The sequence below is a fragment of the Acinetobacter sp. XS-4 genome (assembly GCF_023920705.1).
Taxonomy (GTDB): domain Bacteria; phylum Pseudomonadota; class Gammaproteobacteria; order Pseudomonadales; family Moraxellaceae; genus Acinetobacter.
Genome location: NZ_CP094657.1, coordinates 1,259,010 through 1,275,781, shown reverse-complemented (window position 1 = coordinate 1,275,781; position 16,772 = coordinate 1,259,010). Strand labels below are relative to the sequence as shown.

Annotated in this window: 13 protein-coding genes; 5 read left to right on the top strand and 8 right to left on the bottom strand. The window is 38.6% G+C overall.

From position 1 onward, the window contains the following. Positions 1-44 precede the first annotated feature (44 nt). Positions 45-1,001, top strand: a complete 957-nt coding sequence (locus MMY79_RS05920; RefSeq protein WP_252612510.1) for a ribonuclease Z — start codon at positions 45-47, stop codon at positions 999-1,001. 105 nt (positions 1,002-1,106) lie between these two features. On the opposite strand, the gene MMY79_RS05915 is transcribed toward MMY79_RS05920, so the two are convergent. From MMY79_RS05915 to pheA, 4 genes are all read right to left on the bottom strand, one after another. Beyond that, a complete protein-coding gene (locus MMY79_RS05915; protein WP_252612509.1) occupies positions 1,107-2,567 on the bottom strand; it encodes an aminoacyl-histidine dipeptidase in 1,461 nt (486 codons plus the stop codon). A 169-nt stretch (positions 2,568-2,736) separates the two neighbouring features. Further along, positions 2,737-3,120: a hypothetical protein gene (locus MMY79_RS05910; protein ID WP_004643460.1), complete on the bottom strand. Its 384-nt coding sequence runs from the start codon at positions 3,118-3,120 to the stop codon at positions 2,737-2,739. A 127-nt stretch (positions 3,121-3,247) separates the two neighbouring features. Then, positions 3,248-5,494 carry a bifunctional prephenate dehydrogenase/3-phosphoshikimate 1-carboxyvinyltransferase gene (locus MMY79_RS05905; protein WP_252612508.1) on the bottom strand — a complete coding sequence of 749 codons (2,247 nt, stop codon included), beginning with the start codon at positions 5,492-5,494 and terminating at the stop codon, positions 3,248-3,250. Between the two features lie 107 nt (positions 5,495-5,601). Beyond that, the gene (gene pheA, locus MMY79_RS05900; protein WP_003650703.1) at positions 5,602-6,711 is read right to left on the bottom strand and encodes a prephenate dehydratase; all 1,110 of its coding nucleotides are present in this window, start codon (positions 6,709-6,711) and stop codon (positions 5,602-5,604) included. A 184-nt stretch (positions 6,712-6,895) separates the two neighbouring features. Between pheA and MMY79_RS05895 the strand changes: the two genes are divergently transcribed. Further along, complete coding sequence (locus MMY79_RS05895) at positions 6,896-7,840, top strand: alpha/beta hydrolase-fold protein (protein WP_252612507.1); 945 nt, start codon at positions 6,896-6,898, stop codon at positions 7,838-7,840. A gap of 107 nt (positions 7,841-7,947) precedes the next feature. Beyond that, positions 7,948-8,574, top strand: a complete 627-nt coding sequence (locus tag MMY79_RS05890; protein WP_252612506.1) for a hypothetical protein — start codon at positions 7,948-7,950, stop codon at positions 8,572-8,574. A gap of 50 nt (positions 8,575-8,624) precedes the next feature. Here MMY79_RS05890 and MMY79_RS05885 read toward each other — a convergent pair whose 3' ends face one another. Further along, a complete protein-coding gene (locus MMY79_RS05885; protein ID WP_004791229.1) occupies positions 8,625-9,770 on the bottom strand; it encodes an acyl-CoA dehydrogenase family protein in 1,146 nt (381 codons plus the stop codon). A gap of 163 nt (positions 9,771-9,933) precedes the next feature. Then, on the bottom strand, positions 9,934-11,292 hold the full coding sequence (locus MMY79_RS05880; protein WP_252612505.1) for a dicarboxylate/amino acid:cation symporter: 1,359 nt from the start codon (positions 11,290-11,292) through the stop codon (positions 9,934-9,936). A 504-nt stretch (positions 11,293-11,796) separates the two neighbouring features. On the opposite strand from MMY79_RS05880, the gene MMY79_RS05875 reads away from it, so the two are divergent. Beyond that, on the top strand, positions 11,797-12,810 hold the full coding sequence (locus MMY79_RS05875; protein WP_252612504.1) for a glycosyl transferase family protein: 1,014 nt from the start codon (positions 11,797-11,799) through the stop codon (positions 12,808-12,810). Between the two features lie 202 nt (positions 12,811-13,012). On the opposite strand, the gene MMY79_RS05870 is transcribed toward MMY79_RS05875, so the two are convergent. Both MMY79_RS05870 and MMY79_RS05865 read right to left on the bottom strand, forming a co-directional pair. Then, complete coding sequence (locus MMY79_RS05870; protein WP_004791223.1) at positions 13,013-13,285, bottom strand: YeaC family protein; 273 nt, start codon at positions 13,283-13,285, stop codon at positions 13,013-13,015. Beyond that, on the bottom strand, positions 13,282-14,190 hold the full coding sequence (locus MMY79_RS05865) for an NAD(+) kinase (protein ID WP_003650688.1): 909 nt from the start codon (positions 14,188-14,190) through the stop codon (positions 13,282-13,284). Before MMY79_RS05865 ends, MMY79_RS05870 begins: the two co-directional genes overlap by 4 nt. Positions 14,191-14,375: 185 nt before the next feature. Here MMY79_RS05865 and mrcB point away from each other — a divergent pair, with 185 nt between their 5' ends. Continuing rightward, the gene (gene mrcB, locus MMY79_RS05860; protein ID WP_252612503.1) at positions 14,376-16,772 is read left to right on the top strand and encodes a penicillin-binding protein 1B; all 2,397 of its coding nucleotides are present in this window, start codon (positions 14,376-14,378) and stop codon (positions 16,770-16,772) included.

The following is a 16,772-nucleotide window of genomic DNA, read 5'->3' as shown; positions in this document are numbered from 1 at the left end:
GTCTATAATATACAGCACGCATTTAACTAAAAAATTCCAAAAATATGCTTCATTTTACTTTTTTAGGCACATCCTCTGGTGTACCCACTCTTACACGTAATGTTTCAGGATTAGCCGTTCGTAACCACAAAAATAAAGACTGGATTTTAATTGATGCAGGTGAAGGTACTCAGCACCGCATTCAGCAAGCCAAACTTTCCTTACAAAACCTAGTTGCTATTTGCATTACACATGTTCACGGTGACCATTGTTATGGTCTAATTGGTTTGCTAGCAAGTGCAGGCATGAATGCCCGCACAAAACCATTAATCGTGATTGCACCGAAAGAAATACGGCAATGGTTTGAAATTACGGCCCAACTTACAGATTTATATTTGCCCTATCCAATCAATTTTATTGATGTTAACGAGGCAATACAGTCTCAGCAGGTCTCTGATGAGTTTATAGTTCAGGCCCATCCCCTCAGCCATCGTGTCCCAAGTTTTGCCTTTAGCATTTATATAAAATCTACGCAGAAGAAGTTAGATATCCAAACTTTAACTCAACTTGGTGTACCCAAAGGCGATATCTGGGGGCATTTAAAACGAGGCTACGATGTTGAGTTTGAAGGACGAGTTTTAAAATCGAAAGACTTTATCAAAGTTCAGGATCAGCAAATCCATGCAATTATAGGTGGTGATAATGATCAACCTGAATTGTTAGCAAATGCTTGCAAAGATGCTCAACTACTCATTCATGAATCGACTTATTTACAAGCCAGTTTAGATAAAATAGGCAAAGGCCCTATGCACAGTTCTGCAAAAATGGTGGCTGAATTTGCAGAACAACAATCTCTGGATAATTTAATTCTGACTCATTTTAGCCCTAGACATCAGGATAAAGCTGGGCAGCAAGCTATTGCTGAAGAAGTTCGTCAGTTTTATAAAGGCCATTTTTATTTAGCAAATGATTTTGATCAGTTTACTTTAAGTGAAACAGGGCAACTTCTAAAAATCGAGTAAACTTATATCCGCTATGATTTTAAATTTACCGAGTTAAGTCCAGATCATTTCCATGTAAAGGTCAAAGTTTAAGAAGCTCATAACTGAGCTTCTTATTTCTAAAAATTACTCTACAGATGCTAAAGCCGTTACTAACAGTTTCCAGCATTTCTCTACCGTATCTACTTTTACTCGTTCACCGGGTGCATGTGCACCTTGAATATCAGGACCAAATGAAACCATCTGTAAATCTGGATAGTGCTCGGCAATAATCCCGCACTCTAAACCTGCATGAATTACTTTGAGATTGGGCTCAATGTTAAACGCCTTTTGATAGGCTTGCTGTAAGCACTTTAAAGCAGCTGAGTCAGGATTTGGTGTCCAACCCGAAACTAATGGTGTCAGTGTAGAGGCGATATTAAATTGACTAAAATGCTTTTGAATTTTTTCTGCAAAATCTTGAGCTTCTTGGTTCACCATTGAGCGGACCATTAAAACAGCTTTTCCACCTTCTCGATTTAGTTTTACAACTCCAATGTTATTTGAGGTTTCAACTACATCTGGTAAAGCTTGACTCATACTGACAACACCGTAAGGGCTTGTAGCCAAAGCTTGTAACCATTCGTTTTGCTGTTGTTGAGTAATCACTTGATTCGCTTCAGCGCTACTGAGTTGAATAGTTAATTGCAGGTTATCATCAATACCTTGTAGCTGCTTTTTCGATGCTGTTTGATATTCAGCGAGTAATTTTTCTAATTCAGGAAATTGGTTAGGCAAAATTGCAATGGTTGCCACTGCTTCTCGAGGTAAAGCATTACGGGCTGTACCACCTGTAAACTCAACAAGTCCTCCACCAAGCTTTGCTAAATACTCATTTAAAAAGCGGGCTAGAATAACGTTGGCATTGCCACGCCCCAAATGAATATCTACACCAGAATGACCACCTTTAAGACCAGCAACCTGAATGTTTACAATGGTCAAGTTTTCAGGGATTGGTTCATAAGTGAGTGATTGCTCCACTTCAACATCAATACTGCCAGCACAGCCGAGATATAGCTCACCCCACTCTTCTGTATCAATATTAAATAACCATTTCCCTTTTAGCACCCCGGCCTGTAAAAGCCGTGCACCACTCATGCCTGCTTCTTCATCAACTGTCAAAAGAACTTCAATAGCTCCATGAGCAATATCATTTGAATCTAATACTGCCAAAGCTAAGGCTACCCCAATGCCATTATCAGCACCTAAAGTGGTATCCTTGGCAATCAACCAACCATCCTCAAGTATGGGGCGAATCGGGTCTTTAAAAAAGTCATGTACTGTGCCCGTATTGGCTTGTGTAACCATGTCTAAATGGCCTTGCAGAATGACTCCAGATACATGTTCTTTACCCGCAGTCGCATTCTTACGGATAATTAAATTACCGACTTCATCTACGTAAGTTTTTAGATTTCGACTTTCAGCCCAGTTTTTTAAAAACTCACGAAGCTGCTGTTCATGCTTTGATGGACGAGGAATAGTGCAAAGTGTTTGAAAATGCTGCCAAACGACTTGAGGAGATAACGCTGCAATATCAACTTGTGTCATGAAAACCACACTCTAATTATGTAAATATCTTAATAATTTCAATATACACAATGCATTAAAGATAGGTAGGAATTTCGGGAAAGATTTTGTATTTTTATCTTAATCTAAAGAGATAGTACGACTTTTTAAAAAGCCGTACTTCATGAATAAGTCTTAACAATAATATGTTTTAATTTTTCCATTCAAATGCTGAAAAGCTTTGATCAGCTTTCAGACTATTTTCAACTGCCTGTGCGAGCTGACGAATAATGCTTTGTGTTTCAATCTTCTCAAACCAGTCTTGTTCTTCATCTGGATTGGCAGAGATTTCACACATTAAATGCCCATCATGGTCTGTTTTTTGGCAAGTAATAGACAAGGGTAAAAGATGATTATCAATACTCACTTCTACCTTTTCATGTTCATGCACAATGTGCTGTGCATCAAAGCCATAATGCCCCAATTGTTTAAATAATAAAGCAGCTACATATTCTTGAGTGATATGGCATTCATTTGGTGGATGATCAAGCACCCCATGTTGTGGGCAACTGGCAATAAATTGTAATTTTTTCATCCTTTGTCCTAACACTTTTATCATTATCTGCGCTTAGCATAAGCAATAAACAAACAGCAGCCAAGCCTTTAGCCCGCTGCTGCCGTTGCTATTGTGTTAGCAATTATAAAATGTGTTAGGTCAAAAGTTATTGGCTAACTTCGATTGTTAAGCCTGCACGATTCGCCAACTCAGTGAAAGTTGGGAAGCTTGTCGCCACAGTTTCAGTACCTTGAATCGTAATCGGACCAGAATTACGAAGACCTGCCATACTAAAACTCATGGCAATACGGTGGTCATGATGTGATTCGATTTCACCACCAGCAAAGATTGGTGACCAATCGCCTGACTTACCCTTACCTTCAATAATGATGCCATCATCAGTTGGCGTACAGTCAATTCCCATAATTTTCAAGCCATCAGCCATGACCTGAATACGGTCAGACTCTTTCACACGAAGCTCTGCCGCACCAGTTAATACCGTTTGGCCTTCAGCACAAGCTGCTGCAATAAATAAAGCTGGGAATTCGTCAATTGCTAAAGGTACTTGGTCTTCTGGCATATGAATGCCTTTAAGCGTGCGTGAACCTTTAATATGAATATCAGCAATAGGTTCGCCACCAGCGATACGTTCATTTTCAACAGTCAGGTCAGCACCCATCTGTTTTAAAATTTCAATTACGCCAGTACGTGTTGGGTTAATACCTACAGCTTCCAGAATAACATCAGAACCTTCAGTAATAGCAGCACCCACCATAAAGAAAGCAGCAGATGAAATGTCTGATGGTACTTGAATGTCAGTACCTACTAATTTTCCGCCACCAACAAGAGAAATCTTGTTGCCTTCGGTTTTAACATCATAGCCAAATGCACGAAGCATGCGCTCTGTATGGTCACGCGTTGGCTCTGGTTCTGTAACAGAGATTTCACCCTCAGCCCATAAGCCCGCAAGTAAAATACCTGATTTCACTTGAGCAGATGCCATAGGTAAATCGTATTGAATCGCTTTTAATTGTTGACTACCAGTAATGCTTACAGGTGGTGTACCTTTCTCACCTGTGGTCTGAATTTGCGCACCCATTAAACGTAATGGCTTAGCAATACGCTCCATTGGACGTTTAGAAAGTGATGCATCACCCGTCATAACGGAATCAAACTTTTGTGCTGATAGCATACCTGAAAGTAAACGCATGCTTGTACCAGAGTTACCCATATATAATGCACTTGCTGGCGCTTTTAAACCATGCATACCCACGCCATGAATGGTCACTTCACCATTTTTAGGCCCTTCAATGCTTACGCCCATATCACGGAAAGCTTGCAAAGTTGCCAAGGCATCTTCACCTTCAAGGAAGCCAGTTACATGGGTAGTGCCTTCGGCAATAGCACCAAACATAATGGAGCGATGTGACACAGATTTGTCACCCGGTACGGTAAATTTACCTTTAAAAGCCTTATTTCCCGGTAAGATACTGAATTGCTGTGTCACCTTATTTTTCTCCATTAAAGGTTTTTTGGCTAACATATGATTGAAATGCTGACGTGCTGCTTGAGCATGGCCGAGTAAACCCATTAATGCATGAGAATCTTCGTTTTCAATCAATTTTCTAAGTACGGTAAGTTGCTTTTCAAAGCCATCTACAGCATTTAATATCGCTGTTTTATTGGCAAAGAAAATGTCATGCCACATTTGAGGATCACTAGCCGCAATTCGCGAAAAATCACGGAAACCACCTGCCGCATAACGGAAAATATCAAGATTATCTTCACGATTTGCAAGTTGCTCGACCAGATTAAATGCCATTAAATGTGGTAGATGACTCGTATGTGCCAGCACTTCATCATGCTTAGCAACATCCATACAAATGACTTCAGCTTTAGCAGCTGACCAAAGTTGAATCAGTTTATCAACAGCCCATTCTGCACTGGTTGGTAACGGCGTTAAAATTACTTTGTGATTTGCAAATAAGTCAACCTTACCTGCATGAACACCCGTGTGTTCACTACCCGCAATAGGATGCCCTGGTACAAAACCTGCTGGTAAATCTTCACCAAATACAGCTTTTGCTGCATCAACGACATTACCTTTTGTACTTCCCACATCAGTTACAATCGTGGTTTCTGACAAATAGGGTTTAATTTGCTCAAGCACTTTTTGTGTAGCACGTACGGGCAAGGCTAAAACAACTAAATCTGCCCCTTTCACGGCTTCAACAGGATCAGCAAATCCTTCTTGTATTAAGCCAAGTGATTTTGCATCTTCTAAAGTTTTCTGTGAGCGTGTAGATGCAACAACAGTTGTCGCCAACTTTTCTGCAACAATAACACGAGCTAAACTCGACCCGATGAGTCCTAAACCAATAAATGCAACTTTTTTAAATAGGGGTTGTGACATAACTTCAACTTTGCTTTTGCTCAAAGTTATTTAAACCATTGAGCAATTTGTTTTTAAGCATAATGACATGCTTATCTTGATGCATGTCATTATTCCAACATAAGTGATTACAGAACAGCTGCAGGATAAGAACCTAAAATACGAATCTCTTTCACCATTGGGCGAATATCATTAATCGCAGCAGCAACATTCTCTTGTTCGATATGACCTTCTAAATCGATAAAGAATACATATGCCCACTTTTCAGGTAATGCTGGACGAGTCTCAATACTTGTTAAGCTAATATTATGTTTTGCAAATGGTGCTAAAATTTCTAATAAAGCACCTGCACGATCATGTGCTGAAATCAATAATGAAGTTTTATCGTTGCCACTTTGTGGAATTTTTTCACGGCCAATCACTAAGAAACGAGTTGTATTTTCCGGATTATCTTCAATATTGCTATGTAAAATTTCAAGGTTATACATGCCTGCTGCAATATCAGATGCAATCGCTGCCGAATGCCATTCGTTGCGAATACGGCGTGCAGCTTCTGCATTTGAGTTTAAAGCAACACGTTCAACACCCGGATAATGCGCATCTAACCATTGGCGACATTGGGCCAAAGTTTGCTGATGAGCATAAATCTGCTTAATACTGTCTTTACGTGTATTTTCAGAAACAAGAAATTGATGATGAATACGTAATTCAACTTCACCAATCACATTTAAATTCGATGTTTTAAAGCAATCTAAGGTATGGTTTACAACACCTTCAGATGAGTTCTCAACTGGAACCACACCGTAATGTGCACTACCTGCTTCCACTTCACGGAAGACTTCATCGATAGTTGGAAGTGGTCGTACAACGGCATCTTTACCAAAATGCTTAAGCACAGCAGATTGCGTAAAAGTACCTTCTGGCCCTAAAAATGCAATACTTTGCGGTGCTTCTAAAGCAAGGCAAGCAGACATAATTTCACGGAATAAACGTGCCATGGTTACATCAGACAAAGGACCTTGGTTACGCTCCATAACTTTTCGTAAGACCTGCGCTTCACGTTCAGGACGATAAAACAAAGGATTCTCTTCGGAAGCAAATTTAGCTTTCGCAACAGCTTCAGCAAGGCTTGCGCGTCGATTTAATAATTCTTGAATCTGTTGATCTACGCTATCAATATCTTCGCGAATTTGTTCTAAACTAAGAGAAGTCGTTTTGTTTTGATCATCGTTGATCATTAGAATGCAGCCTCAGTAAAATCATCTTTTAAACGAGAGTATAACAATAGTCTGCTTTGATTTGTTAGGCAATATGGCTGTAAGAGCTTTTTTCATTAACCTTTTTGCACACATTTCTTGAATCGCTTTATTTGATAATGATTTTCATTTATCATTTGTGTAATAAATTTTATTATTCCCCATTATGCATAAATCATTTTTCTTTTTACCTTGCTGTTTTATTTTGAGCTCATTAATAAGTGGCTCTGTTTTGGCTCAAACTTCTACACAAAATCAATCAAAAATCGTTTTTCAAAATAATCAGGCACAATTTCAAATTAAATCTAAAAATACAGGCCATGATTACCTTATTCAAATTTATAAACCACCCGTTGCCCCACCCCAACAGGGTTATCCAGTACTTTATATATTAGATGGCAATGCAACATTCCCAAGTGCTGCCAATATTGCCCAGTCTATTGGTGCAGGCTCAGCAAAATTAGGCCTAGATCCACTCATGATCGTCGCGGTTGGTTACCCGCAGCAAAAAACTTTTGATGTGCAGAAACGTGCTTATGATTACACACCAAAACCTTCTGCTGAATTTCAGGCACAAGGTAAATATAAATATGGTGGTGCTGACAAATTCATCAATTTCTTAAATGATGAACTCAAACCAGAAATTGCAAAACAGTTTCCAGTTAATAGTAAACAACAGAGTCTATATGGGCATTCTTTTGGCGGCTTATTGGTTCTTTATCATTTTTTTCAAAAGCCTAATGCATTCCAGCGTTACTTTGCTGCAAGCCCTTCTCTTTGGTTTGATCAAGGCATGTTATTTCAAAAGTTAAATCATTGGCAAAGTCAAAAACAAAGCAATTCTCCGATGCTTTTGACCACAGTCGGTACACATGAGCAAGGCGGGCCTCGTACTCAACTTGATAATAAATTTAACGAAACAGATTTCTTTAAAGCTCTGGAAAATAAACGTTCAGATCAATTTACTTATTGGCATTTTTATAACCCTGCTGAACAACACATTACAAATTTGTATGCAAGCCTACCTAAAGCCCTTATGTTTGCTTCGTGCAAAGACCTAGAAAGCTGCAAATCTTTATTTGATGGGCCATTACAGCAGCCAGTCAAGTAAAAACAAATTACATTTAAAGCTGATTATTTCGTTGTTCTTAAAGATAGACCTCTTAATGCATAGATTGGTTATACTGACCCAATATGTCATAACAACAGTAAAATAGAATGAATAAAATTATTGTATTGGGCTTACTGGGCCTTACAAGTTTTAGTTTAACGGCTTGTGGCGGTTGCCCCTTAATCGCAGGATGCAATGGTACTGATAATTCTCCGTACTATAGGACGACTGTCAGTAATCAAGTTCGTGGTATTCCAATCCCACCTCAAACCAAGCTGACCTATCAGTCGCAAAATTTCAGGCAGAAATTTGAGCAATCACATGCTTTAAAAGAGAAAAATTTATCAGGCATTGCTTTACCAGAAAATAAAGCAATCATTTGGGGCGGTATGCCAGTAGACATGTTTATACAGTTTTCTAATCCCGAAATGAAAGGCTTCTCGGTCTATCCAGCACGAGGATTTAAAACAGAATTATCAAATGATTTTTTACGTTTATGGAAAAGCTGTGAAAGTGATTTAAACATTAACTTAAAGAATCCAAATGACTGGTCATTTAATCCTGAAAATATGAAAATAACTGGTTGTGGTGTCGTCTTTCAAGAACGTAGTGAATACACCGAAGATTCATTCCATCAAGATGAAGCAGATGAGTTTTTAAGAAAGATGAATCATGCATTACAGCAATTACCGAAACAGAAAAACTATCCTGTCATTCAACAGAAGACCAAATAGTTAAAAACAAAACAGCCTGTTCTAAGACAGGCTGTTTTTTCTCTGCTTAATTAGGCTTTGCCAATTAATCCACGCGCTACGATTTCCTTCATAATTTCATTTGTACCGCCGTAAATACGTTGGATACGGGCATCGACAAAGAAACGTGAAATTGGATATTCAGTCATATAGCCATAACCACCAAAAAGCTGGAGTAAGTTGTCAGCAACCTTCATTTGCATGTCACTACTGAAACTTTTTAATGCCGCAGCTGTTTCTACATCTAATTTGCCTTCTTGATATAAGGCAACGTTTCTTTCATAAAAAGCCGCTGTAGCAAGCTCATCAATTTTTGCTTGTGCTAAAACAAAACGTGTATTTTGGAACTGTGAAATGGGTTGACCAAATGCTTGACGCTCTTTTACATAAGCTGTTGCCAAATCAATTGCACCGCGAATTGCCCCAATTGCAGTAGATGCAATTGCAGTACGTTCACGAGGTAACTCTTGCATTAAATAAGCAAAACCTTGCCCAGCTTGACCAAGTAACTGGTTTTTAGGTACTTTCACATTGTCAAAAAACAGCTCAGATGTATCTTGAGAGTGCAGGCCGATTTTGTCTAAATTTGTGCCTTTCTTAAAACCTTCCAGATGTGTATCTGCTAATAATAATGACACACCTTTTGCACGTGCTTGAGGGTCAGTTTTTACTGCGAGCACAACAAGATCAGCATGTTGCCCATTTGAAATAAAGGTTTTTGAACCATTTAATAAATAGTGATCGTCTTGCAAAATGGCGCTGGTACGCATTGATTGTAAATCCGAACCTGCTCCTGGTTCAGTCATACCAATTGCACCAACAACTTCGCCAGTTACCATTTTCGGTAACCAGTATTGTTTTTGCTCTTCTGTCCCGATGTGTAAAATATATGGTGCAGCAATTTCAGAGTGGCAAGAAATAGCTGTTGATAATGCACAAAAACCAGCACGTGCAGACTCTTCAACCAACATTAACGAATAATATGTCGGAACCCCATAACCACCGTATTCTTCTGGAACATCCACACATAAATAGCCATTTTCACCCAGTTGATTCCAAACTGAACGAGGCATGATTCCTTCGCGTTCCCATTGATCGTAGTGAGGCGCAATATGCTCACTCATAAAACGTTTAAAATTATCACGGAATAATTCTAAATCTGCATCGTATGCCAACATAATATTTTCCTTCAGCTTTATTGTTTTATCGAATCTCATTGCTGTGCATGCTAATCATTTTTTTAGCAACTGTCATGGCATAGCTGCTCATTAAAACTGTACTTTTCAGTCAGCCAATAAAAAAGGAAGCTTTAGCTTCCTTTTTTATATAGGTTTCTTTGAATTAATCTAGACCTTCAGCGACTTGAGGACTTTTTGGTTCCATCATTTTTCTGTCGACTTCATCTGGATTATTTAAAGCATCATTAAGCTTATCTTTATCTAAAGCACCGACCCATTTCGCAACAACAATTGTTGCCAAAGAGTTACCAACAAGGTTAGTTAAAGCACGTGCTTCTGACATGAAACGGTCGATACCTAAAATCAATGCCAAACCTGCAACTGGAATATGTCCTACAGCAGACAAAGTTGCCGCCATAACAATAAAGCCAGATCCAGTTACACCCGCCGCACCCTTAGATGAAATTAAAAGTACTAATAACAAAGTGATCTGATGTTGAATATCAAGCTGAGTATTCGTTGCCTGAGCAATAAAGATTGCTGCCATAGTCAAATAAATTGACGTTCCATCAAGGTTAAATGAATAACCTGTTGGAATAACCAAACCAACTACAGACTTTTCACAACCTGCAATTTCAAGTTTACGCAACATGCGAGGCAAAACAGATTCAGAAGAAGATGTACCAAGTACAATTAATAACTCTTCACGAATCAGACGGATCATTTTGAGGATACTGAATCCACTCATACGGCTGATTGTACCCAAAATCAAGAAGATAAAGAGTAGACACGTAACATAGAAGCAGAGAATTAATTGCCCTAATTGTACAAGTGAACCAACGCCATATTTACCAATGGTGAATGCCATTGCACCGAATGCACCAATCGGAGCCAGTTTCATAATCATGTTCACAATGTTAAAGAACACATGTGCAACTTGATCAATAAATTTTAAAACTGGACGTCCTGCATCACCTAACTTATGTAAAGCAAAACCAAAGAGAATTGCAAAAAGAAGGACTTGTAAGATTTCACCATTTGCAAATGCGCCAACAACCGTATCTGGAATGATGTGCATTAAGAAATCAATGGTAGATTGTGACTCACCCGAACTGACGTATTTTTGAATGCCCGAGGTGTCTAGAGTTGTAGGGTCAATATTCATCCCTACACCCGGTTTAGCAATGTTAATTACAACAAGGCCAATCAGAAGTGCAATTGTTGAAACAACTTCAAAATATAACAACGCGACGCCGCCAGTTTTTCCGACTGACTTCATACTTTCCATGCCAGCAATACCGCTGACCACGGTACAGAAAATAACTGGAGCGATGATCATCTTGATCAAACGAATAAAGGCATCACCTAATGGCTTGAGTTTCTCACCTAAACCTGGGATATGCTGTTCAACACCATTGACAATTTGCGTTGAGCTTGGGGAAAAATGCCCTACCAAAACACCCGCAATAATCGCAATAATCACCTGAAAATAAAGTGATTTATAAATCGGTTTTTTAGCCATAACTTTACTTCAATCTATATTTCCAAGTCCGTTGGAAATACCAAAATGAAACGTCTATTCTTTACGAATACACAGCCCTAACCTTTCACATGAACACCGCAAAAGGGAAACGGTTCTTTGTAAACAAAAAACCTTCCTACTACCTCAATGAAAACAAAAAAAGCTGTTTTCTAAAACAGGAGAATACCTGAAGTTTCTAACCACTTTGAGTAGTTAGAAATAACCTCTTACTTTTTTAATAAAAAGCTGAAGATATAGGAGAATCACAGAAAATTATGATATGAGTGCTCAAAAAAGCACGAGAAAGTGTACTCGAATTAAATAATGATTCGGTTAAATTTTTAGCTAATACGCACAAAAAACACTCATGCAACCTTAAGACTTTAGTATAAGAAACACTTTTGATATTTTTTCGACAGTTTTTTATGTCATATTGATTAAATACTTGTGGACATTTCATTTTGAGCTGCCTACATCCCATCATTTTTATTGTTTTGAACTACGATGAATACTAAACGTAATATCTATAAAGATGCTGAACACCCATTCGCTCAATATGTCCGTATTTTAGGTAAGGGTAAAAGCGGTTCACGCTCTTTAAGCTATGAAGAAGCTTATCAAGCATTTACCATGATTTTAAAAGGTGAAGTACTTGATGTACAGTTAGGTGCTTTTTTAATGCTACTTCGTGTTAAAGAAGAATCTATTGATGAACTCGCGGGATTTGTTCAAGCCACTAGAGATCAACTCAATTTTCAGCCATTGGAAGTTGATTTAGACTGGTCATCTTATGCGGGTAAACGAAAACATTATCCTTGGTTTTTATTAGCTGCTCTTACGCTTGCCCAGCATGGCCATAAGATTGTTATGCATGGTGCATCAGGTCACACGCTTAACCGTGTTTATACCGAACAGGTTTTAGAATATCTGGGTTATCAAATTTGTCATTCTGAACAAGAAGTACGAACACAATTAGCAGAGCAAAATTTCGCATACTTACCACTAGATGTGATTTCACCAGTTTTAAGTGAACTGATTTCTTTAAGAAATGTAATGGGTCTACGCTCACCTATTCATACATTAGCTCGCTTAATCAATCCTTTTAGTGCTAAAGCCACCTTACAAGCAATATTCCATCCAGCTTATCGAACTTCACATCAACATAGTGCATTGCGCTTAGGCTATCAAAATAGTGCTGTCATTAAAGGTGAAGGGGGTGAGTTTGAGCGAAATCCAGATGCAAAAACACTCATTTGCGGTATTAAAAATGGTGAACTTTATGAACACGAGTTACCAAAACTCACGCCTGAACGCAGTCCAATTGAAGAAGAATTAGATTTAGCAACTTTTAAAGCAGTATGGTTAGGTCAACAGCACCATGAATACGGTGAAATGGCAGTAACAGAAACCATCGGAATTGCACTATATACCATGGGAGTTGTTGCTAGTTTTGAAGAAGCAATGCAGAAAGCAAAAGTGTTATGGGAAACACGTAATTCAAGCAATCTTAATTCGTAGTTAACAGATGCTATCGTGAAAGTCGACATGGATGTCGACCGTATCACTGCGATACATGGAAGTATCGTCAGTGATACAAAGGATTTTTGCTTACTTTTAATCCTTTAAAAGTAATTAAAGCCTATATGCTATAACTCATGAAAAACATGGTATTCAAGGCCATATGGAATAACCAAAAATAAGTTTTCTGTCTTATAAAATTTTAAACAAAACGAATTGGTTTAAATTCTGGCTCATGTTTGTGGTGATCATCTTCACAAACCTCACCCTCTTCTTTTGTACCGCGGTCAATATAACCACTACGCTGCTCTTCTGGTAAGTTCTTTAACTCCCAAGCAATTACAGCTTGCATACAAGTTTCACGCTGCTCTTTTGTTAAAACAACGCCATTTGGCCATTTACCAATTTCTACTGCTGTTTTTAAACGCTCTACAATCTCAGGGTTTAAAATAGATAGCATTTGTTCAATATTCATGATTCATCTCTTTGGAAAGATTCAAAATCTTGGTTCCAACCAAGTTTGGTACGGCAGGCCATATAAAAATCATAACCTGGTGGATGCAATAAACTTAGTTTAAATGGATGTTTGCGGATGTGTAAACTATCTCCAACATTGAGCGATATACTATGTTGTCCATCTGCACTCACCATTGGTAACACTCGATTTTCGCGAATAACAATCTTAATTTCGCTTTGACCACCAACAACGATTGGTCGTGATGACAAGGTATGAGGGTGCATTGGAACTAATGCAATCGCGTCCATGCTTGGATGTAAAATTGGTCCACCGCCTGACAAAGCATAGGCCGTTGATCCAGTTGGAGTCGAAACAATTAAACCATCACTATGCTGGCGATAAACGTATTGGCCATCAATGTTAAGTTCAAAGTCAATCATGTGGACCGACTTACCTGAATGCAAAACGACATCATTTAAAGCAATTGCATCATAAATGACTTCGCCATTTGTTCTTACTTCCATTTCAAGTAAGAAACGGCGATCAAGTTGAAAATGCCCTTGAAGGACTTGATCAAGTTTAAAAATAGCTTCTGAAGGTTTGATATCAGTTAAAAAACCTAACCGTCCACGGTTGATACCAATTACAGGCGTATTGTAACGAACCAAAGCCCTTGCAGCATGGAGTAAAGAACCATCTCCTCCAACCACAATAACTAAATCAGCAACTTCACCTAATAAATGACGGCTTACTATCTGTGCATGATCATAAGGCACTAATTCGGCTGTTTCCTGATCAAAAATGGGGTTCAAACCTAAGTTCAATAAATGATCATGAATTAAACAGAGTGTTTCTACAACTGATGATTTATCTGGTCGACCGATTAACCCGACGTTTCTGAAGGACTTATGTGAAATTTGCACGAATGAGTAAGCTCCGCTGCGATACTTGCCTATAATAACATTAACCCGATTAATTTAAAAAAACATAACTACAAGATGCTGTAAAATTCAATCTAACTTTTCCAATTATTCACAGTTTTATCATTGCAAATTGATGACAAGCTATCGCATCATTACAGGCATTGTTAGGGTTTTATCTCATTTTTATGAAGTTTGAACGTGGTATCGGTTTCTTTGCACTAATCTTTTCCATTTTGATCATTGGTGCTTTTATTGCTCTTAGTATCTATCTGATTCGTTTAGATAATATTATCCGTGAAAAATTTGAAGGACAGCGGTGGGATATTCCTGCCAAAGTGTTTGCACGCCCTTTGGAAATTTATAACAACGCGCCTATTTCTCAAGCAAATTTTACTCAAGAATTAAAGCTATTGGGTTACAAAACTTCAAGTAATTATGACAAGTCTGGAAGTTATGTTGCTCAAGGCAGCAATATGTATATCCACACACGTGGTTTTGACTACGGTGACAGTGTTGAACCTGAACAAGTCTTAGAGTTAAGTTTTGCAAATGATCAAGTTGTTGAAGTACGAAGTACCAAACCTTCTTCAACCGGCGTTGCACGCTTAGAACCGTTACTCATTGGAGGAATTTATCCTCAACACAATGAAGACCGCGTACTCATTAAACTGAATAATGTCCCTAAACCACTCATTGAAGCTTTAATTTCTACAGAAGACCGCAATTTTTATCATCATCATGGTATTTCAATTCGCGGTACAGCTCGTGCATTGGTTAGTAATGTTACGGGTGGAAAGCGTCAAGGTGGTTCAACCCTGACTCAACAATTAGTTAAAAACTTCTACCTCACTCCTGAACGCACATTAAAACGTAAAGTCAATGAAGCATTAATGGCTTTACTCATCGAGCTGCATTACAGCAAAGATGAAATTTTAGAAGCCTATTTAAATGAAGTGAATTTAGGCCAAAATGGTAGCTACTCAATTAATGGCTATGGTTTGGCTTCACAATTTTATTTTGGTTTACCATTACGTGAGCTTAGCGTTGCACAACAAGCTTATTTAGTCGGTTTGGTTCAAGGCCCTTCTTTATATAATCCTTGGAAAAACCCTGAAGGTGCAAAAAAACGCCGTGACACTGTGTTAAATAACATGCGTGTGATGGGTTATTTAACTCAAGCCGAATATGAAGATGAAATTGCACGTCCTTTAAATGTGTTAAGTAAACCAAGTTTAGGGCCTGCAAAGTTCCCAGACTTTTTAGATATTGTGCGTCGTCAATTGCGCACAGAATATCAAGAAAGTGATTTAACCAATCAAGGCTTACGTATTTTTACGACCTTAGACCCAATTACTCAAACCCAAGTTCAAAACGCGTTTAAAGCTTCAGTAGATCGCTTAGCCAACAGCAACCCAGCACGTTTGAAAAATTTACAAGGTGCTGTACTGATTGCACATCCTGAAAATGGCGAGCTCGTTGCGGCAGTTGGTTCTACACAAGATTTTACTGGTTTTAACCGTGCTTTAGATGCGAAACGTCAAGTCGGTTCTTTATTGAAACCTGTGATTTATTTAAGTGCTATCGAATCTGGACGTTATAATTGGGCAAGCCAAATTGAAGATGCTCCAATCAGTGTTCCTGTAGATAGTGGTAAAAGCTGGACACCTAAAAACTATAGTGGTGGTGGACATGGTGTAGTGAGTCTGAGTGAAGCATTAGCAAACTCATACAACCTATCAGCTGTACGTTTGGGTCAAGAGTTTGGTTTATCAACATTTACCAATAATCTAAGAAAGTTTGGTGTTGAATCAACGATTCCTGCCTACCCTTCTATTTTCCTTGGGGCAGTCAATATGTCACCAATGGAAGTGCTCGGAATCTATGAAAACTTCGCTACAGGCGGCTTTAAATATCCAACTCGTGCAATTCGGTCTGTGGTAGATGCGAATGGTCGTTTACTTGACCGTTATGGCCTGAATGTTCAACAAACGATTGATCCATCTGTTGGCTATATTATGAATTACGGTTTACAACAGGTTATGTCTTCGGGTACTGGTCGTTCAGCCTATAGCAGCTTATCTCCAGCTTTAAAATTGGCGGGTAAATCAGGTACGACTAACGATACACGTGACTCATGGTTTGCTGGTTATTCGGGTAACCATGTCGCTGTAGTATGGTTAGGTTTAGATGACAATAAAGTAACAGGATTAACTGGTTCATCTGGTGCATTGCCAGTATGGACTAACGTGATGAAACAGTTACGTCAAACTCCTGTGAATATACGTCAACCAGACACTGTACAGTGGCAGTGGATTGATCGTGCAACGGGTGATTTATCTGCTCAGGCTTGTGATGGTGCTATGTATATTCCGATGCTAACGCATACAGTTCCGCACCGTGCTACGCCATGTGGCGCACCTTATTATCAAGTTGATCCAACATATACGCCACAAAGTGATAACACAACGCCTGACTCTCAGGATGATAATACCGACAGTTATATTCGTGAAAGTGAAAGTCAGATGCAACAAGATCTGTCAAATAATTCACGTGTAATTTCAACTGGTAGTTATAACAACTAA

Excerpts from the sequence above, each read along its gene's own strand:
- MMY79_RS05920 (WP_252612510.1), top strand. The coding sequence starts at position 45 with ATGCTTCATTTTACTTTTTTAGGCACATCCTCTGGTGTACCCACTCTT.
- MMY79_RS05915 (WP_252612509.1), bottom strand. The coding sequence starts at position 2,567 with ATGACACAAGTTGATATTGCAGCGTTATCTCCTCAAGTCGTTTGGCAG.
- MMY79_RS05910 (WP_004643460.1), bottom strand. The coding sequence starts at position 3,120 with ATGAAAAAATTACAATTTATTGCCAGTTGCCCACAACATGGGGTGCTT.
- MMY79_RS05905 (WP_252612508.1), bottom strand. The coding sequence starts at position 5,494 with ATGTCACAACCCCTATTTAAAAAAGTTGCATTTATTGGTTTAGGACTC.
- pheA (WP_003650703.1), bottom strand. The coding sequence starts at position 6,711 with ATGATCAACGATGATCAAAACAAAACGACTTCTCTTAGTTTAGAACAA.
- MMY79_RS05895 (WP_252612507.1), top strand. The coding sequence starts at position 6,896 with ATGCATAAATCATTTTTCTTTTTACCTTGCTGTTTTATTTTGAGCTCA.
- MMY79_RS05890 (WP_252612506.1), top strand. The coding sequence starts at position 7,948 with ATGAATAAAATTATTGTATTGGGCTTACTGGGCCTTACAAGTTTTAGT.
- MMY79_RS05885 (WP_004791229.1), bottom strand. The coding sequence starts at position 9,770 with ATGTTGGCATACGATGCAGATTTAGAATTATTCCGTGATAATTTTAAA.
- MMY79_RS05880 (WP_252612505.1), bottom strand. The coding sequence starts at position 11,292 with ATGGCTAAAAAACCGATTTATAAATCACTTTATTTTCAGGTGATTATT.
- MMY79_RS05875 (WP_252612504.1), top strand. The coding sequence starts at position 11,797 with ATGAATACTAAACGTAATATCTATAAAGATGCTGAACACCCATTCGCT.
- MMY79_RS05870 (WP_004791223.1), bottom strand. The coding sequence starts at position 13,285 with ATGAATATTGAACAAATGCTATCTATTTTAAACCCTGAGATTGTAGAG.
- mrcB (WP_252612503.1), top strand. The coding sequence starts at position 14,376 with ATGAAGTTTGAACGTGGTATCGGTTTCTTTGCACTAATCTTTTCCATT.